19 protein-coding genes and 1 tRNA gene are annotated in these 19606 nt (G+C 39.9%); 13 read left to right on the top strand and 7 right to left on the bottom strand.

Going from position 1 to position 19606, the window contains the following annotated elements:
• Positions 1–274 precede the first annotated feature (274 nt).
• Positions 275–2269, bottom strand: coding sequence for a transketolase (tkt, locus tag AAC854_RS10750; RefSeq protein ID WP_340617097.1), 1995 nt, complete (start codon positions 2267–2269; stop codon positions 275–277).
• Positions 2270–3135: 866 nt separating this feature from the next.
• Here tkt and AAC854_RS10745 point away from each other — a divergent pair.
• Positions 3136–4020 (top strand): N-acyl homoserine lactonase, encoded by an 885-nt coding sequence (locus AAC854_RS10745; protein ID WP_340617096.1) that lies wholly within the window; start codon positions 3136–3138, stop codon positions 4018–4020.
• 261 nt (positions 4021–4281) lie between these two features.
• The gene (locus AAC854_RS10740) at positions 4282–4827 is read left to right on the top strand and encodes a GNAT family N-acetyltransferase (RefSeq protein ID WP_340617095.1); all 546 of its coding nucleotides are present in this window, start codon (positions 4282–4284) and stop codon (positions 4825–4827) included.
• Between the two features lie 56 nt (positions 4828–4883).
• Here the strand turns inward: AAC854_RS10740 and AAC854_RS10735 are convergent.
• Positions 4884–4960, bottom strand: a tRNA-Asp gene (locus AAC854_RS10735).
• Positions 4961–5097: 137 nt separating this feature from the next.
• Positions 5098–5847, bottom strand: coding sequence for a DNA polymerase III subunit epsilon (dnaQ, locus tag AAC854_RS10730; protein WP_340617094.1), 750 nt, complete (start codon positions 5845–5847; stop codon positions 5098–5100).
• Positions 5848–5910: 63 nt separating this feature from the next.
• On the opposite strand from dnaQ, the gene rnhA reads away from it, so the two are divergent.
• A complete protein-coding gene (gene rnhA, locus AAC854_RS10725) occupies positions 5911–6381 on the top strand; it encodes a ribonuclease HI (protein WP_340617093.1) in 471 nt (156 codons plus the stop codon).
• Positions 6382–6389: 8 nt separating this feature from the next.
• Here rnhA and AAC854_RS10720 read toward each other — a convergent pair whose 3' ends face one another.
• Complete coding sequence (locus AAC854_RS10720) at positions 6390–7106, bottom strand: methyltransferase domain-containing protein (RefSeq protein ID WP_340617092.1); 717 nt, start codon at positions 7104–7106, stop codon at positions 6390–6392.
• A 51-nt stretch (positions 7107–7157) separates the two neighbouring features.
• On the opposite strand from AAC854_RS10720, the gene gloB reads away from it, so the two are divergent.
• The 8 genes from gloB (at position 7158) to AAC854_RS10675 (ending at position 14522) form a co-directional block, all read left to right on the top strand.
• A complete protein-coding gene (gene gloB, locus AAC854_RS10715; protein ID WP_340617091.1) occupies positions 7158–7913 on the top strand; it encodes a hydroxyacylglutathione hydrolase in 756 nt (251 codons plus the stop codon).
• A 72-nt stretch (positions 7914–7985) separates the two neighbouring features.
• Positions 7986–9317 (top strand): murein transglycosylase D, encoded by a 1332-nt coding sequence (gene mltD / locus AAC854_RS10710; protein ID WP_340617090.1) that lies wholly within the window; start codon positions 7986–7988, stop codon positions 9315–9317.
• Positions 9318–9635: 318 nt separating this feature from the next.
• Positions 9636–10184, top strand: a complete 549-nt coding sequence (locus AAC854_RS10705) for a MepB family protein (RefSeq protein WP_340617089.1) — start codon at positions 9636–9638, stop codon at positions 10182–10184.
• Positions 10185–10285: 101 nt separating this feature from the next.
• Positions 10286–10576 (top strand): putative quinol monooxygenase, encoded by a 291-nt coding sequence (locus AAC854_RS10700; RefSeq protein ID WP_340617088.1) that lies wholly within the window; start codon positions 10286–10288, stop codon positions 10574–10576.
• A 273-nt stretch (positions 10577–10849) separates the two neighbouring features.
• A complete protein-coding gene (soxR, locus tag AAC854_RS10690) occupies positions 10850–11311 on the top strand; it encodes a redox-sensitive transcriptional activator SoxR (RefSeq protein ID WP_340617087.1) in 462 nt (153 codons plus the stop codon).
• A gap of 67 nt (positions 11312–11378) precedes the next feature.
• A complete protein-coding gene (locus tag AAC854_RS10685; RefSeq protein WP_340617086.1) occupies positions 11379–12029 on the top strand; it encodes a GIN domain-containing protein in 651 nt (216 codons plus the stop codon).
• A 192-nt stretch (positions 12030–12221) separates the two neighbouring features.
• The gene (locus tag AAC854_RS10680) at positions 12222–13217 is read left to right on the top strand and encodes an MBL fold metallo-hydrolase (protein WP_340617085.1); all 996 of its coding nucleotides are present in this window, start codon (positions 12222–12224) and stop codon (positions 13215–13217) included.
• 273 nt (positions 13218–13490) lie between these two features.
• The gene (locus AAC854_RS10675) at positions 13491–14522 is read left to right on the top strand and encodes a lectin MOA-related protein (protein WP_340617084.1); all 1032 of its coding nucleotides are present in this window, start codon (positions 13491–13493) and stop codon (positions 14520–14522) included.
• A 169-nt stretch (positions 14523–14691) separates the two neighbouring features.
• Here the strand turns inward: AAC854_RS10675 and AAC854_RS10670 are convergent, their stop codons facing one another.
• The gene (locus AAC854_RS10670; protein WP_340617083.1) at positions 14692–15150 is read right to left on the bottom strand and encodes a GNAT family N-acetyltransferase; all 459 of its coding nucleotides are present in this window, start codon (positions 15148–15150) and stop codon (positions 14692–14694) included.
• Between the two features lie 125 nt (positions 15151–15275).
• On the opposite strand from AAC854_RS10670, the gene pdxR reads away from it, so the two are divergent.
• Positions 15276–16745 (top strand): MocR-like pyridoxine biosynthesis transcription factor PdxR, encoded by a 1470-nt coding sequence (gene pdxR / locus AAC854_RS10665; protein WP_340617082.1) that lies wholly within the window; start codon positions 15276–15278, stop codon positions 16743–16745.
• 75 nt (positions 16746–16820) lie between these two features.
• On the opposite strand, the gene AAC854_RS10660 is transcribed toward pdxR, so the two are convergent.
• Complete coding sequence (locus AAC854_RS10660; protein ID WP_340617081.1) at positions 16821–17384, bottom strand: helix-turn-helix domain-containing protein; 564 nt, start codon at positions 17382–17384, stop codon at positions 16821–16823.
• 98 nt (positions 17385–17482) lie between these two features.
• On the opposite strand from AAC854_RS10660, the gene AAC854_RS10655 reads away from it, so the two are divergent.
• Entirely contained in the window at positions 17483–18703 is a 1221-nt protein-coding gene (locus AAC854_RS10655; protein ID WP_340617080.1) for a benzoate/H(+) symporter BenE family transporter, read from the top strand.
• 51 nt (positions 18704–18754) lie between these two features.
• On the opposite strand, the gene AAC854_RS10650 is transcribed toward AAC854_RS10655, so the two are convergent.
• Positions 18755–19090 (bottom strand): hypothetical protein, encoded by a 336-nt coding sequence (locus AAC854_RS10650; RefSeq protein ID WP_340617079.1) that lies wholly within the window; start codon positions 19088–19090, stop codon positions 18755–18757.
• Between the last annotated feature and the right edge of the window lie 516 nt (positions 19091–19606).

Here is a 19606-nt window from a genome sequence, read left to right as displayed (position 1 = left end):
TAGGATAACTGAGCAACTGCTGCTTGTACGGATAATTCATCACAAAATTAACCAGATTGTGACAGACAAGACATTTTTTCACTCTGATTTACGCACTGAATTTATGGATTTTACGCACCGAACTGAAACGGTTCAGCTATTATAAAAGCAGATTACGAGAAAAAAAGCATAATGGCAAGCGCCATTCATCACACTGTAGAGGAAAAATTGAATAAAAAAAGAGCGCATTCGCTCCTAAATTGATTCGAATGCGCTTAAGAGAATAATTTGCCGATTATTTCAGCAGAGCGGTCGCTTTGGAAACCACGTTTTCAACAGTGAAACCAAACTCTTTGAACAGAGCATCAGCAGGAGCAGATTCACCGAAGGTTTTCATACCGACGATATCGCCGTTGATACCAACGTATTTGAACCAGTAATCAGCAATACCCGCTTCGATGGCAACACGGGCAGAAACCGCCGCAGGTAGTACTGCTTCACGGTATGCCGCATCCTGCTTATCAAAAGCATCAGTGGATGGCATGGAAACAACGCGAACCTGACGGCCTTCTGCACTCAGTTGTTCAGCCGCTTTCACAGCCAGTTCGACTTCAGAGCCTGTTGCAATCAGGATCAATTCAGGCTGACCTGCGCAATCTTTCAGGATGTAAGCACCTTTCTCAATATTCGCCAGTTGCTCAGCAGTACGCGCCTGCTGTGCCAGATTCTGGCGGGAGAAGATCAGCGAAGTTGGGCCATCTTTGCGCTCAATCGCATATTTCCATGCAACCGCAGATTCAACCTGATCACATGGACGCCATGTGCTCATGTTTGGCGTTACGCGCAGGCTGGCGATTTGTTCAACTGGCTGATGGGTTGGGCCATCTTCACCCAGTCCGATGGAATCGTGGGTATAAACGAAGATGCTGCGAATTTTCATCAATGCCGCCATGCGGACTGCATTACGGGCATATTCAACAAACATCAGGAATGTTGCGCCATAAGGCACAAAACCGCCATGCAGTGCGATACCGTTCATGATGGCAGACATACCGAATTCACGTACACCGTAGTGAATGTAGTTACCGTCCTGAACTTCGTTCAGTGGCTTAGAACCAGACCACATGGTCAGGTTACTTGGTGCCAGATCAGCGGAACCACCCATGAATTCCGGCAGAACCTTACCAAACGCTTCCAACGCATTTTGTGATGCTTTACGGCTTGCAATGGCGGCTGGGTTCTGTTGTAAGTTTTCAATGAATGCTTTGGATTCAGTTTCCCAGTTCTTTGGCAATTCACCGCTGGTGCGACGGGTGAATTCTGCTGCCAGTTCTGGATGAGCCTGCGCATAGGCAGCAAACGCTTCTTCCCATGCTGCTTCTTTGGACTTACCGGCTTCCTGAGCATTCCAGCCAGCATAAATGTCCTGAGGAACTTCAAACGCAGGATGTTCCCAACCCAGTGCTTTACGGGTTGCTTCGATTTCAGCATCCCCTAATGGAGCACCGTGGCATTCTTCTTTGCCTGCTTTGTTTGGAGAACCAAAACCGATAATCGTTTTACACATCAACAGAGATGGCTTGCCCGTCTCTTTGCGTGCGGCTTCAATAGCGGCTGCAATCGCCTCAGAGTCATGGCCGTCTACGCCACGGATAACATGCCAGCCGTATGCTTCAAAACGTGCTGCGGTGTCATCAGTGAACCAGCCTTCAACTTCACCATCAATCGAGATACCGTTGTCATCATAGAAAGCGATCAATTTGCCCAGTTTCAGCGTACCCGCCAAAGAGCACACTTCATGGGAGATCCCTTCCATCATGCAGCCATCACCCATGAACACATAAGTGTAGTGATCGACAATATCATGACCAGGACGGTTAAACTGCGCTGCCAGTGTACGTTCTGCAATCGCAAACCCTACGGCATTGGCGACACCCTGTCCCAGTGGGCCAGTGGTCGTTTCTACGCCCGCCGTATAGCCATATTCTGGGTGACCAGGGGTTTTGGAATGCAGTTGACGGAAATTCTTCAAATCATCAATGGAAACATCATAACCTGTCAGGTGCAGCAAGCTGTAAATCAGCATGGAGCCGTGGCCGTTGGATAACACGAAGCGGTCACGATCAGCCCAATTAGGATTGGAAGGGTTATGGTTCAGATAATCGCGCCACAGCACTTCGGCAATGTCAGCCATTCCCATTGGTGCACCAGGATGCCCTGATTTTGCTTTCTGCACAGCATCCATGCTCAAGAAGCGGATAGCATTAGCAAGGGTTTTACGAGTGGTCATTCTTTACTCCAAGTCGGATAAAAGCGTTAGTGAACTAAGAACTAATTTTCGCAGCGCAGCATACAAACCGCAATCATTAATGCCAGATTGAGGGAAACTATCTTAATTTCCTTTTGGCAAAAAATCTTTGATTTACCCCGTTGTTTAGACGCATTCTCAGGCCAATACGCACAACCGAGGGTGAATTTGCGCAAGCAGGGGATAGTTTTATACCGTGATTTGCGCAATAAGAAAGTGATTATTAGACACGATACTCAACAAGTTAATCAAGACCAAAAAAACGAGTTTTTTTGCCAAGCCAGCATCATGATATAAGAGTGATAATCACTGGTGACTAAAAACATTTACTCATTCAAAGAACGGTAGATTTCATAATTTTCATCATCAAAACAAACCAGATTCACGCGCAATATATTTTGATTGGCTAACAAACCCGAATGAATGACCTCCAAAGAGATTTCAGTAATATCCACCCTGAATGATATTAATTTTTTTATCAATCACATTATCAGACTTCATTATAATATTCCCGAAATAAGATTATCAATAAAATTTATTGTAAATTTATTTCATATAACATATCAGTCAAATATTATCATCCAATTTATTATACCAGAATAGATAAAAACTCGACAAAAACATCCAGAATGGAATTAGAAACCCTTAAAATAATCATCTTTCCATTATCACCCCTATATAAAAACCAAGCTATCCCCCATAACAAACAAAATAATCACCAAAAGATATCAAACCAATAAACTTTAATTATTGGATGATAAAAAAAAGTAATTTGAAATAATGAAACAAAAAGGCGAGCTTATTACTTCATATTTATTTTTATCACTAAAAACAACCAAGGAAAAAACATGAATAAAATAATAATTTTTATTTTTTCATTTCTATTAGGATTACAAATATCTTTCGCTGATGTCAATTCAATACAAACACAATCTGGATACGACACTGCGGAGAAATTAACCCGAAGATATAATGACACCAGTATTAATTGTAGCGATGAAAGTTATTCTTCATTTTTATGCTCTGGTATTTTATTGAGAGGCACACATCCCTCAGATAAATATCACTCCTGGAATCCCAGCCCTGCCTCACAAGCTCGCGGTGGTGTTTCATTCTCTTATCTGAGAACTGACTCTAAACTTTTCACTCTGGACGCTAATTACACAAACGGATTCATTTTTTATCCTTATTTAACCGTCTATAACTATGAGACTCCTGAAGTGCTTTGCTATTTTCCTACTGATGCAAACTCTGACCAAAGAGAAGCCAAAGGGTGTGGGATTTTTCTCATCGAACGACTATCTGCACCTTGTCAACAAATTGGGGTTACAACTGCACAACAGTGGATAAAAAATTTTCATCGTAATTACGACACTCAAGCAGGACAATGTGGTTTTGATGTCAGTATAAAACCTGGAAAAAATCATGCAAACGCTTTTATGCAGGGATTGCAGGCTCGCTGGCAGCTTGAATTGAAGAAGGATAATGAATTAATTTTAGCGACCTGGCCTCAAAACATTCCTGATAAATTGCCTATCGAAGCCTTTTTTTACCTTCCAGGAGGATTGGCAGGAGCACAACATGATCAACGAGATTTTTATCAACAAACGGGGAAAATAGTACCTATTATAAAAATAGTACTTCCTACTGATTACAAAGGAGATGCCACGTTCAATTATAATCCAGAGGATCAAATAATCAAAACGGAAAGTCCAGACAATAAACCAGAATAAAAATATTCATTTCATCAAAAATGAAAATATAAACTGATCCATATTACGTGAATATACCTAATGGATTTCAAGATGCAGCGCGAAGGCAAGGGAACGGATCCCCAGTAGCATATTGAAAGATGACGGGTATATTCACGGATAATTTTCAAAAGTTAATAGTCATGATAAAAAAACAAAAAAATAATAGTATAAAAATCTATATACCTGATATTAATACATCTCTATATTATTAGATTATTTCTATCCGAAAGCTAACTACCTATGCCCAAATCAAACATAACATCCGATTCAACATCAACACTCACCATAATCCAATCAGATTCTATCAATACCAAAAAAGAGGAGCTTATTCACTTACTGCAAAATTGCGTCGAAAGTGATGCTTCCATCGGTTTTATTGCACCACTGGCAGAAAGCGAAGCAGCACAATACTGGCAAAGTGTCGAAACCGAACTCACTTCCGGTCATCGTCTGTTACTGGTTGCGCTGGAAGGTGAAAACATCGCAGGTTCAGTACAACTTTCCCTCTGCAAGAAAAAGAATGGGTTACACCGTGCTGATGTGGAAAAATTGATGGTACACACTGCCTACCGCCAGCGTGGAATCGGCAGAATGCTGATGGAAGAACTCGAACAGTTGGCAAAACAGTATCAACGTAGTTTGCTGGTTTTGGATACACGCACTAATGACTCCGCATCAATGCTCTATAGAAAATGTGGTTTTATTGAAGGCGGGCAAATCCCAAACTTTTCCATGAATTCCGACGGTGAATTTTCAGGAACTACGTATTTCTATAAGTTGATTTGATATTCAACCCCCAAAATAAAAAAGCCCCGAGTTAAAAACTCAGGGCTTATAAATTCTGGCGGTGCGGACGGGACTCGAACCCGCGACCCCCGGCGTGACAGGCCGGTATTCTAACCAACTGAACTACCGCACCGCATGGCGTTCTGGTTAAGAACGGGGTGGATAATACGAGCCGGAGAGTAATCCGTCAATCACTTTTTATAACAAAATGGTTCACTTGCACAGTTTTTCGCCTTAATAAGACTTTTTTCCCATCTTGCTACTGTTTTATCAATGCAATTGTTCAGGTTTTGAACGCCAAAGACAGCTTCCCCCTTTCTTTTCCACTAAATCCAGACGGGATTCATGTTGAATTAATTCCTCATCAGAAGCGTAGACAACTCTCAGGCCAGCCTGAGGACGCGTAATTTTCTGGATGTCTGTAACCTGGGAACTACCTGAAACTTCCCCTTCCATCGAAAACGCCAATGATGTCTGGCCGCCGGTCATCGCCAGATAAACATCAGCCAGAATCTCGGCATCAAGCAATGCCCCGTGGAGAGTACGTTTTGAATTATCGATATGGTAGCGGTCACACAAGGCATCAAGGTTATTGCGCTTGCCGGGGAAAAGCTGCCTTGCCAATATTAGGCTATCAGTGATCGTACAGAAGTCCGCAGTCGGGGGAATATCCCGTTTCAGTTTACCGAACTCATAATCCATAAAGCCGATATCAAACGTTGCGTTATGGATAATCAATTCAGCCCCACGAATAAATTCAATAAATTCATCAGCAATATCGGCAAATTTCGGTTTACCCTGCAAAAACTCATCACTAATGCCGTGAACTTCAAACGCTTCCGGATCAACCAAACGTTCCGGTTCAATGTAAATATGAAAATGACGCCCCGTCAGACGGCGGTTAATCACTTCCACTGCCCCAATTTCAATAATGTTGTGTCCCTCATAGTGAACACCTAACTTATTCATACCTGTTGTTTCGGTATCGAGAACGATTTGGCGGGTAATTGCAGTGCTCATAGTGTTTTTTTGTGTCAGACTTAGAGTTTTGATTAAAGATGATATAGGAAGAGTCTACCAAAGATGAACAAACAGGTAGAAATTTTCACCGATGGTTCTTGCCTCGGTAATCCCGGCCCCGGAGGATACGGTGTTCTGCTCCGTTACCAACAGACTGAAAAAATGCTGAGCAAAGGTTATTTCCGCACGACCAATAATCGCATGGAGTTAATGGCCGCCATTGCCGGGCTTGAAGCCCTCAAACACCCCTGCACCGTTATCCTGACAACTGACAGCCAATATGTACGTCAGGGAATCACCCAATGGATCCACAACTGGAAAAAACGGGGCTGGAAAAAAGCAGATAAGTCTCCTGTTATCAATGTTGATCTCTGGCTGCGACTCGATGAAGCCATCTCTCATCATGATGTTGACTGGAAGTGGGTTAAAGGCCATGCAGGACATCGGGAAAATGAGTTATGTGATGAACTTGCCCGCACAGCCGCTAATAGCCCGACTCAACCCGATAACGGCTATATCGAAAGTGAAAATTAACCCGTTAATTAATAGCGTCGGTGAAAATTTTTCACCGCCCCTAACGCATTACTGAATTTCGGTTTCAACAACCTTGCCCGCATTGGATTTAACGTCAGGGGGATTGTCCGCTTGCGGGCAATAATGACACTCAAACATCCGAACATCAATTCCATTGAGTTATAAAAACGCCCTCCACTTTGCCATGGCAAAACATGAAAATTGGCATGATGAACAATTTCATAGTTTAAAAGGCGAAGCCAATCCAATTGGCGAAACATAGAAAACATTTGGGCATGGCAAGGCTGCCAACGGCAGATGGGCGCAACTATTTTTCTTACCCCTAATACACTTAGCGGGTTAAAACCGCTGATAATCAACCAACCATCATCGATCATCACTCTATCCACTTCTCTCAACAACCAATGAGGATCAATGCTATAAGTCAGCATATGTGCCAACAAGCAAGCATCAACAGATTTAGTTGCAAAAGGAAGGTAATGGGGATCAGTTATCACATTCATCTTTTCCCCCTGTAATCCGATGTTGACTTGATGACTTATCAGACAGGAACGGCTGTCAATTTCCGCACTTAAGTTGCCGACTTTCAATAAATGAAAGCCGAACATTTTTGGCCACCACAGTTCCAATTGACGTTCCAGAGCAACGCGGTAATATTCTCCCCACGGTAACTCAACCCAAGAAACAGGAAGGGGTATTTGTTTGTTCGAACGTGCTGAACGCATGTCATCTTCCTTTCAATCTATGATAAACCTACTACGAAAATGAGGCATACAATGGAGCTTATCAGGATCCCTGCCCTTTCAGATAACTACATTTGGTTACTTTGTGATGAAGACAAGCATTGTGTCATTATCGACCCCGCAGAATCACAGTCTGTCACTGACATTCTAGCAGCAAATCAACTTATTCCTGTGGCGATACTGCTGACACATCATCACCATGATCATGTTGGTGGTGTGCCGGGCCTGCTCATAAAACATCCCGGATTACCTGTATATGGTCCTGAAGAAACACAAAACAAGGGGGCAACCCATATTGTTCACGATAATGACCTGATTGAGATCAAACGGTTTTCTTTCCGTATCATGGAACTGCCGGGACATACACTTGGCCACATTGCATTCTATCAGGCCCCCTATCTATTTTGTGGGGACACGCTCTTTTCTGGCGGTTGCGGACGATTATTTGAAGGTACAGCCGAGCAGATGTTCTCTTCCCTTGAGAAAATTTCATCGTTACCCGATGACACATTGATCTGTTGTGCTCATGAATATACCGCGGCAAATATGGTATTTGCAAAGACAGTATTACCTGAAAATCAAGCTATTCATGATTATGCTAAAAAGATAATTAAGTTACGTGAAAATCATCAGGCAACCGTTCCCACAACTTTACAAACAGAGAAAAAAATCAATGTTTTCTTAAATTGTCACCACATTGATTTACAAAAAAATATCGGTATCAAACCAAATTCAATGCCACTTTCTTCTGTTTTTCAGCAATTAAGGGCTTATAAAGATCAATTTTAATTTTGTTGGGTTGTCTTCTGTGTGATTGGTCAGTATCATCGCTCACCTTTTAGGCAAACATCAAAAGAGAACATGAAGACAAAAGCGATCTTATTCGCCTCTGTTCTGCTTGCCGGTTGTCAATCGAGTCTGCAACAAAAGACTCCTTCCCAGCAGCATATACAGAAGATGTCTTCGACGAATCAGAAAACAGACGGTATTGCAGAACCAGAGGATTCTGCAAACTGGAAGGTGAGTCCGACAACCCAACAAGATTTGTGGGGACATATCCGTGATGAGTTGAAGATGGACATTCCTGATAACAGCAGGGTGCGCGAACAACAAAATTACTACCTGAAACACAAGAGCTATCTCCAAAATGTGACGTTACGGGCAGAACCGTACATCTATTGGATAGTTGAGCAGCTTGACGAACGAAATATGCCAATGGAACTGGTTCTGCTGCCCATAGTGGAGAGTGCTTTTAATCCCCATGCCACCTCTTATGCCCAGGCGGCGGGTTTATGGCAGATTATCCCGAGTACCGGCCGCCATTACGGCCTGACGCAGGATAAATGGTACGATGGCCGACGTGATGTTGCGGCTTCAACAGCTGTCGCACTTGATATGCTTGAGTATCTGAACAAGCGGTTCAATGGAGACTGGTTACTCACCATCGCCGCTTATAACAGTGGTGAAGGCCGGGTGATACGCGCAATCAAAGATAATCAGGCAAAAGGAAAGCCAACTGATTTTTGGTCATTGTCGCTGCCACGTGAAACAATGCACTACGTTCCCAAGATATTGGCGCTGAGTAACATTATCCGTCATGACAAAAAATATGCTTTCCAGTTGCCAAAACCTAACAACCAGAAAGCATTGGCTAAGGTTGAGGTAGGGCAACAAATAACGTTGTCACAAGCGGCTGAACTATCTGGGTTATCATTGTCATCAATCAGGGCATATAACCCGGGTTATAAACAAGGCATGACTTCCCCTCATGGACCGCATTACATCATGCTGCCGCAAAAGAGCGTTAACCAGTTTAAGACTTCATTGACTGATGAAAGCGTTTTAAAAAATATTCGGCTGTCTGTCGCTCACAACACTCACCAGCTACAGCAACAAGGCCAATATAAGGTTCGTGCCGGAGATACACTGTCAGCGATTGCAAAACGCTTCAATACAACCCATAAAGAGCTGCAAAGATTGAACAACTTGAAAACAGCTCATCGACTCAAGATTGGACAGGTATTGAAAATAGATAACAGCAGCCCTGTTACCTATCATGTACGCAAAGGTGATTCGTTTTTCAGCATCGCTAAACTCCACGGCGTGAATATTAATGATCTGATGAGTTGGAATAAAAACATCAAAATCAAAGAAATGAAACCCGGTATGGCGCTAACGCTTTATATTAATTAAGTTTGTTCTCTCCGGCATGGCTCCCTGTTCTTTTAAGCAGGGAGCTATTTCGTTTGAAGTGAAATTATAAATTGTATCGATAATATCGAATAGGTATAAATTGATGATGGTACTAGATACTGAACCGAAGAGTTTCATAAATATACTCATTAAATAAAAAATTGAATCTTGTTCAAGCAATCGCACATAACAATTTTCCCTATTTCCTTTTCAAATAAAAATGTACTGTATCATGTGTTTTTTCTGTATAAAATACGCCAAAACCATCATTGAAGCACAATTATCTTGCTGATTTATAAGAATTAATAGAGGTATAAATTGACATTATTAAAACCCAATAAAAATAACCTCCCCGATATTTTTACTGAAATTAAAGACTACCTCCTGCTCCCTTCAGGTCTTCAACTAGGCAGCACTCCTTATCGTGAAACAGAAAGCCGTGATTATAATGCCATGCGCTTTCAACTGAACGGAAAATCGATCGTATTTCGCCAGGGTAAAATCACACCCAATAAACAAGGCCAATTTGTCACACTCTGGAAAAGGCCGACACCAAATTCAGACATCATGCCTTTTGAACAAAGTGATGATATTGATTTCTGTTTAATAGCCACGTTTTCTGAGAAGCAAAAAGGGATTTTTCTGTTTGATTATCAGACCTTAATAACAAAAAAGATTTTCTCAATTCAATCTCAAGAAGGCAAAAGAGCCATTCGTGTTTACCCGTCATGGGTATCGCCTATGTCAAAGCAGGCCATCCAGACACAAAAATGGCAGTCCTTATACTTTATCAATTTCAATAATCAAGAGACTGCTATCGAACAATTTAAGAATATTTTTTCGCTTCGTCATAACTCAATGAAATAATAAACAAATAATACTATCATTTGATTAAACATTTTATTTGGCGTTATCCTATTTATTTCAATGCAATAAAAATAAGCTCTAACCTTATTAAGGCAACATACATGTATAAAAATGGATATTTTGTCACAGCAGAAATTAAAGCCAAAGAAAATGCAGATCTCAGTGTTGTTGTAAAAGAACTGAAAATCCTACAACAAAAAACCCTTTTAGAACCCGGATGTGAAATATTCTCCATCCAACAATCCAGCGAAAATCCACGCTCATTCATCATGTGGGAAAAATTTATTGACTATAATTCATTAAAGAAACACTTTGAATATGAGCATGCACAATATTACTTATCTTTGGATTTAACCGAGATCGTACAATTTTTTACAACAGATATTATTTAATCCCACCAAAACGAGCCTATCTAAGTAGGCTCTCAATGTGAATAGATAAGGAGTTGATTGTGGTTACCAGAATAAATTATGACAATTTACCTTCTTGTTCTCTGGTTGAAGTCTCAAACCTTATTCACCCGGATTTACAAATAGAAATTGAATCCATTATTGCTTTACATGGCTAACCAATTTCATAATCCAGAAAATAAGGGAGTACCTGACAGTTGACAGACACAGCAACGTTGCACGACAAAACCTCAAGTTAACTTGGGGTCAATAGAGATGGCAAGAAATAAACACATTGATTCCAATCGCGCCTTAACCATTGGTGAAGTTTCAAAACGCAGTGGAGTCGCGATATCAGCGATTCACTTTTATGAAGCAAAAGGGCTAATCAAAAGTTCACGCAGCCACGGCAACCAGCGCCGTTTTCCTTCCACTGTCCTGCGTTATCTTGCGATTATTAAAGCTGCTCAAAGTACCGGGATCCCTCTTAAAGAAATTCAGGCCGTTTTATGTCAATTCCCACCCAACAGTAATTTAACCGCAGAACAATGGCAGATAATTTCTTCACAATGGCGTGATATGTTGGATAAGCGCATCAAAATATTGACCCGATTACGCAATGATTTAAATAGCTGTATTGGCTGCGGCTGCCTTTCACTCACAGACTGCCCTTTACGCAATCCGAATGATATTTTGGGAGAAAAAGGAACTGGGGCAATTATTTTGGAAAAGCTTTAGAAAATCACATATCTATTAATCAGAGATAGACTCTGAAAATATTATCCCTACTCGTAGAGGTACTTTTATGAAAAAAATGGCAATTTTAGTAGCATTAATTTCAGGAGCTGCATTACCTCCCGCAATGGCAGCAGAAAAAACCATTGAGATGCAGAGTTTCACCTCTGTTAACGCGCAAAATGGTATTGCTTTAACAATAAAATGCGCGGCAACACCTTCATTAAAAGCCGAAGGAACACAATCTTCCATCAATAAACTCAATATCAATCATGATAACGACACACTTAATCTGATTAACGAGGCGGCTAAAGAAAATAATTTTCTCACTTCGGGCGTTAAAATTACGCTATACACTGACAAACCACTGAAGAGTTTATCCACTAAATCCGGGGTGAAAATGCAAGTGGATGCTTGTGCCGTCGATAGTGAGAATCTGGCAGTTTCAGGTGAAATGGGTAGTAAAATTGATGTTGCAGGTAAAACCAAATACCTTGACCTTACTCTGGGAATGGGAGCTGTATTTAATAAAAACGCTCAGAAATTCAGTGCCAATTCCGCCAAAGTGAATTTAAGTATGGGAGCATCTGCTTCTCTCTGCCATATTCCCCAAATCACTGGCAGCCTGACAGCGGGAACTCAGATCTTTGTCGATGAAAACGCTGTAGTTAAAACAACAGACAATTTCGCCAGCGAAATTTCTACGGATACCTGTTCCTGAATAAATAACTTTGAATTATATTTTGTAACATAACTCAGTCTATTTTTCGTACCATAATCAATCAATAAATAGTAGGCTGAGTGATGTTGAAAAAGAAATTATCTGGAAACTTTATTCAACTCTTTAAATAAAGCTAACAGACATCAACAAATGTGCCGGCATTATTTCATCCTCATTTATCAGGAATATTTAATGAAAAACATTCTTAAAGCATCCCACCTTGCTATTACACTTGCTCTTACTACTGTAGTAACTTCAGCAATACCAACTGCTTTTGCAAAATCAACTGACAAAATCATCAATCAGGTACCGGGTTACTATCATCAAATGGTTGGGGATTTCATGGTTACCGCTATTTATGATGGATATATTTATATTCCCTCCACATTACTGAAAGACATTGGAGCAAAAGATATTCAGGCACTGCTTGCTCGCATGTTCCTTGTTGAAGGAAAGGATGGCGTTCAAACAGCGGTAAATGCCTACCTCACCAATACCAAAGAAGGGTTGGTATTAATTGATACGGGTTCAAGCAAATGTTTTGGCCCTACGATGGGAAATGCCATGGATAATATCCGTGCCGCAGGCTATTCACCGGAAGAGGTAAAAACAGTATTGCTTACACACCTGCACCCCGATCATGCTTGTGGTATCGCTTCCTTAGATGGGGAAATGGCATTCCCTAACGCCGTTGTCTACGTTTCTCAAGAAGAAAAGGATTACTGGTTAAATCCTGAAACTATGGCTGCTGCCCCTGAAGGAGAGAGTGCTATTTTCAAAATGGTCCAAGATGCGCTGGCACCTTATATTGCTAAAAACGCATTCCGTACCTTCAAAAGCGGAGATAACATCATTCCTGGTATCGAAGCAATATCAACTTTTGGCCATACTCCAGGCCATACGTCATTTAAATTACACTCTGGTAAAAATAACATGCTGATTTGGGGGGATATTGTTCACTCCTATTCAGTGCAATTTATGCACCCAGAAGTTGCTATAGAATATGATATAAATAATGATAAAGCCGTTGAAGCACGTAAAACTATTTTCAAAAAAGCCTCAAAAGAAAAATGGTTAATTGGTGCTGCACATTTACCTTTTCCGGGTATCGGGCATATCCGTAAAGATGCACAAAGGTATACCTGGGTACCAATAGAATACTCTAATTTACTGAAAAAAAATAATTAACACTGTTATTCACAGTTAGTATATTAAATTTTCATCCGTATTTTCTTACTTAAACAAGTCACCATAGGGTGACTTAATGCCTATCCCAACAGGCGTTAAAAAAACACCCCCACTCTGGCGAAGTATCCAAACTACGTCTATACTAAAAATTGAATATCATCTCAGCACTTCATTTGTAACATAAAATCTGTTGTTTTCCATTTATAACTCTTGTTTAACTAATTTATAGATTGTGTTTGAGATAACCAATATAAAAAATAAGGTAACTATGTTATGGAAAATAAAGACAAAACAATTAAAATACTCAGCGTATCCGATTCAGATAAATCTACGCTCCCAGAGTCAGAAAATATGAATCGTAGTGAGGATCCAATTTCTCTATCCCAAAATGACTCTTCTTTTTTCATGGAGAATGACCCTATACCTCCCGAAGATAAAATAAATCCTCACGTTTCATATCTAATTATAGATGATCATAAACGTACATTATGTATCGATGATATAGAATATGATAAAAAGCGCGCATATATGGGATCAGAACAATATTATTATGCCCTTATCATATTAAAACTGAGGACTCTGAAAACACCCGGGAATCCAATGAGAGTGGCAGGTTTATACCAAGGAAAAAGGCTCTTCATGTATGCCTATGATACATCAGAAGAAACCACTAAAATATGCTGGGATATTCCTAATTCCTCCCCAGAGGATAAACGAATATCACTCAAAAAAGAATATGTCAAAACGGAAGACGGAATGAGAAAATATAGACTCATTTGGAATAATCAGGGAACAGAAATGTTTTTGTACAGTCATACCCATGATAAGTCTAAGCAATGGACTTGGCTAACCGCATCCAATAAGAAATACAGTCTATTTACTCTGCATCCCCATTTTATTAAAGCAAGACTCATAAAAACCTTACTAAAAAAAACTTGGCCAAAAATTCAATTCAATTTAGCGAACCTGCGAACTGTAGATACATTCTACAGATTAGTTTCAGACGAAAAAGCGAAAAATATATACAAAAAATCAGGACTAGAAAATTTCACATATAAAAAACAAGTTTTTGATTGTGATGATTTTAGTCTTGTATACAAAGCACAAGCCAGCAAAGAGGCCTATTCAGATAAAGAAATTTATGGATATGCAATTGGGATAATATTGGGGAATACTAAAAAAACTGCACATGCCATTAACATATATATCACCCCTGAACTCAAGGTTAAAATTATAGAGCCACAATCGGGAAAAATCATAGATGCTAAAGACTGGGAATACAAACCATATTACATACTAATATAAGACATTAAGCACTCAAGGTAATAAAAAATAGAAAATTTCATTGGAAATTACGATCACTTAATTCCTGAAAGTGATCGTAAAGAAATGAAACTTAGGACTCCTTCCATTTATAATAAACTTCAGGAATGAGAATCATAAGAAAATCTGCACAAATTTTTTCAAATTATATTTATAAAGGCATTCTGTACTCGATCATGCCAGATTTTTCAGCGACCCAGTTATAGAGTCTCTGAGCACGTAGATTTGTTTCATGTGTATGCCAGTACAGACGTGCACACTCTTGTTTTTTAGCTTCCTGATGAACAAATTCAATCAGTTGCTTACCGATATGCTGCCCCCGTGCATCAGTAGCAACAAAGAGATCTTCCAGATAACAATAATCTTTTTCAGCCCATGTAGAGCGATGGAAAAGATAGTGAACGAATCCGAGTACTCTGTCACCCTCTTTCGAAATTGCACAAAAAACGGGTTCATTTTCGTCAAAAAAACGGCTCCATGTTTTGAGTGTCGTTTCTTCCGTTAATTCAGCCTGATAGAACTCTTGATAACTCAACCAGTGAGGTAACCACTGGGCATAGTGTTCTTGAGAAATTAATTCAATAGAGATAGGTAATGTCTCTTCATTCATATTTATATTCCTTTTTAATACAGAACCGATAATTACAGACATGACGCTGAAGTAAAGTCATGTTACGCTTTATTCTGGTTCTTTATAAGGTACACTTTTTTTATTTTATTAGGATCCACTTTTATATGAAGAGAAAAGCATCTTCGCATTTCCCTAATCTTCTACTGGAAGATGGGTGCATTAAAGATCAGGTTTATCATGCTATCAGGGAGGCCATTTTATATGGGCGCCTGTGTGCAGGTGTAAAAATCCCCTCCAGCAGAGCATTGGCTGAAATGATGTCAATTTCCCGTAATTCTGTTTTATCTGGTTTCGAGCGCTTAATTGACGAAGGCTATTTAGTTACTCGTCCGGGAGCGGGTACTTTTGTTTCATCCACGATTCCTGATAAATTAATTCAGGCAAAGTCAAAGAAAATAATTAAAAAACATGAAATTACAATAAAAGAGAATCTCAATCCGAATATAAAAAATGTGGTGCCATTGTGGCAAAAGTCACGACCCGATATAAAAGGAAAACGGATATTTCATGTGGATGTAGGATGTGTGGATTTATTTCCTCATGAACTATGGGGTCGGCTATTAGGGCGTGTATGGCGCCAATCCAGAAAAGAACTCGGGCAATTTAATGATCCTGCCGGATATCAGGCACTAAAGGAGATTTTGTGTCACTATGTTTGTTCAACTCGTGGCCTACATTGTCACGCTGAGCAAATTATTATTGTGAATGGAACTCAACAGGCAATAAATTTAACTGCCCGAATTCTTCTTCAGGAAAATGACGAAGTTTGGCTAGATGATCCGGGATACGATGGAGCATTGGGCATTCTGACGTCTGTTGGGGCTAAAGTGCGTTCTGTTATTGCTGATGAAAATGGAATGGATATCTCATATGGTATGAAACATTGGCCGAATGCTAAACTAATTTTTACCGCCCCTTCTCACCAATTTCCATTAGGAAGTACATTAAGCCTATCGCGACGACTCACATTACTTGAGTGGGCAACTAAACATCAGGCCTGGATATTTGAAGATGATTATAATAGTGAATTCCGTTATTTCTCTAAGCCTATTCAGGCACTTCAAGGATTGGATCAGCAGCAACGGGTAATTTATGCAGGTTCTTTTTCAAAAATGATGTATCCCGGTTTTCGTCTGGGATTTTTAGTGGTTCCTGAAAAACTAATTGAATCGTTTAAATTAATGAAATATTACACTGATTCTCATTCTGGCTATTTAGAACAGGCAGCGTTAGTCCAATTTATTTCGGAAGGACATTATGCCCGCCATGTTCGCCGTATCCGAAAAATTTGTTATGAACGACATGAAGCTTTAATCAATGCAATTAAAAAACATTTGCCTCATATATTTAAAGTGCAACCAACGGATTCAGGAATACATGTAGTGTGCTGGCTACTCAATGGAGTAAGAGAGAGTGAGGTAATAAAAAAATGTCATCAGATAGGTTTGGGCATTCAACCATTATCACGATACTGCATGCAACCTTATAAAAGAGAAGGTGTTCTTTTAGGGTATGCAGCCCATACACCGACCGAAATTGAGGAAAATATTAAACGGCTATCAAGCATTTTGTAAAAACCTTTCGTGGAGATTTAATAGCCATTATCAGTTGGCAAATCCATATGCCAACACGATATACAACATCATAGATCAATTATGAGGATAGTGGATGAGGTTATGGATAACCACTGTTTCATCGCCTGAATTAGCATAAGCATGGTGGCAATCCGCATGAAAACGCATGGATTCACCCGCTGAAATTTTATGCCAAGTGTCATTAAGACGGAGATCTAATTCCCCACTGAGTACAATAACATGCTCTATCACCCCGAATTCATGCGGAGAAGATTCACTTGAAGCACCCGATATCAATTCTATTTTGAGCAAATCGGTAAAAAGTTCGTCATCAAAAGGTATAAGTGGCGTTACACGCATGCCTGAGTTGTTCTGTTCAAAAATCGGTAATGTATTAAACCGGTGTAATACAGGCTGAGGTTGGGGATCAGCCCCGTCTAAAAATGTTGAAAAAGCAATATTAAAGCCTGTCGCGATTTTCCACAGTGTCGAAATCGTTGGGCTTGATTGACCACGTTCAATTTGCCCAAGCATCGCCTTACTGACCCCCGTCAATTTTGCCGCCTGACTGAGGCTTAACCCTCGGGAAGCTCTTAATAATTTAAATTTTTCAGCAATTTTTGATGTGATATCACTCATTGATGCTTTCTCAAAAGGAATAAATTCATGATTGAACGTTATAACGGACGATGATATTCTCACCATCGTCCGTTATAACATCCGATAGGTAATGTCATATGCCTAAGCTATCATTTTTTAGGGATTTCTCACCAGTAACACTTATCACAGGGTTTGTTGCGGTATTAGTTGGTTATGCTAGTTCAGTTGCGATAATTCTCCAAGCAGTGACGGCAATCGGTGTTGAACCGGCACAAATTGGTGCCTGGCTGGTTATGCTCGGTGTAGGAATGGGGGTCACGACAATTGGGTTGTCACTCTATTACCGCACTCCCATTTTAACGGCTTGGTCAACACCGGGAATTGCATTATTAGCGACAAATTTTCCGGACACTTCCGTTAACGAAGCCATCGGTATTTTTATCTTTGCTTCGGCATTAATGCTGATATGCGGTATCACCGGACTATTTGCTAAATTAATGAACTACATTCCGCATACTATAGCAGCCGCAATGCTTGCCGGAATATTACTCCGCTTTGGTTTGGAGGCATTTGAAATGCTACAAGTCAACTTTTGGCTTTGTAGTGCCATGCTACTTGTTTTCTTAATTTTCCGCCGCTATTTTCCGTTATACGCCATCATCTCGACGCTGGCAGTTGGCTTGATTATCTGTGTTCTCAGCGGCGATTTAAATTTGGAGAGTGGAAACATCACATTTTCCATACCTGAATTTGTTATGCCGCACTTTAGCGCAACCACACTCATTGGCGTAGGCATTCCATTTTTTATCGTCACGATGGCATCACAAAATGCACCGGGAATTGCCACCTTACAGGCGGCGGGATATCCTCCTCGTGCATCAAAATTACTGATTTGGACATCATTGATGACAATAATTCTGGCACCTTTTGGCGGGTTCAGTATTTGCATTGCCGCTATTACGGCAGCCATTTGCATGGGAAAAGATGTTCACCCAGATCCGGATAAACGATATGTTGCCGCAGTCAGTGCCGGTTTTTTCTATCTGCTGGCAGGCATTTTTGGCGGAGCCATTTTCTATTTGTTCAATGCTTTTCCAATTCCATTAATAAAAATTTTAGCCGGATTAGCACTCCTTGTTACTTTTACAAATAGTCTGCATCAAGCAATCAAGGATCAATATACAAGAGATGCTGCCATTATCTGCTTTTTGATTACAGCATCAGGTGCAAATTTACTGGGAATCAGCTCCGCATTTTGGGGATTGATCGGTGGAATCATTGCTCATGCTGTATTAAAAAATACCATCATCTATCAATGGAACAGAAAACTGAGTAAAAGAGCCAGCAATAAACCATAATATTATTGAATCAGTTAACTATATTTGCGCTCAATAAAGAGCGCATAAATATTAAACCCCATTCTGTGATTTCATTATTTTTATTGCATCTTCCATGGACTTAGTATTCATTCTATTTATATCATTCTGCCATTGCATATTTCTAAGAGACATTTCGGTAAATTTAACCTCATTAGCAATAGCTTTGCATTCCTGAATATCTATTGAGCCAACACGATCGAAGACTTCATTCATAACCTTAAATAATTCAGTGCCATCAATAAAGTTTTCACCAAGAGCGCGACACAATTCATTATTGTTGAGTGACGGAAGATTATCTGTCGGTATTCTGCCAGTAGAGCAACCGGCCATAGCAAATACTGATAATAATAGTATTTTTCTTATCATTTAAAGTTCAATCCATGAAAACGGGGGCGTTAGTATACCCTCATATGAGGGAAAAATATAGCCCTACATAATTCGATAAAATGAATTATTTTATCCGACATTATGTAGGGCTATCTGTAATGTGCTGATTTCAAATTGTTTATATAAAATTTACTCAAATGTTAATTTTTCATCAAAACAATAGATATTACTGAAAATGCAATGATAACTTCACGATAGCCTACCCTTTTTTTTATTACGCGTAGAGCTGAGTTAACTTTAATCTGCTCGATTGCATCCCATTGCAGAGAAAAATGACAACATTAAAGCCATCGAGATAACGGATAATACTTAGTCAGATATTTATCTAAAGACTCACCACTAAGAATTTTAGCTCCAAATAACGGTTTATTTATTTCAATTAAAATATATAACTTTTCATAATTATGAGAATTTCATATTTCCTATTCCTTTCCAACTATTTGCTGAAGCGGCATTCAAGAAAATCTTAACTCTTTTGATGAGCTGCCACATATA

The sequence above is a fragment of the Xenorhabdus entomophaga genome, assembly GCF_037996725.1.
Taxonomy (GTDB): Bacteria; Pseudomonadota; Gammaproteobacteria; order Enterobacterales; family Enterobacteriaceae; genus Xenorhabdus; species Xenorhabdus khoisanae.
The sequence above is the reverse complement of the archived record's forward strand: the minus strand, read 5'-3'. Positions and strand labels throughout refer to the sequence as shown.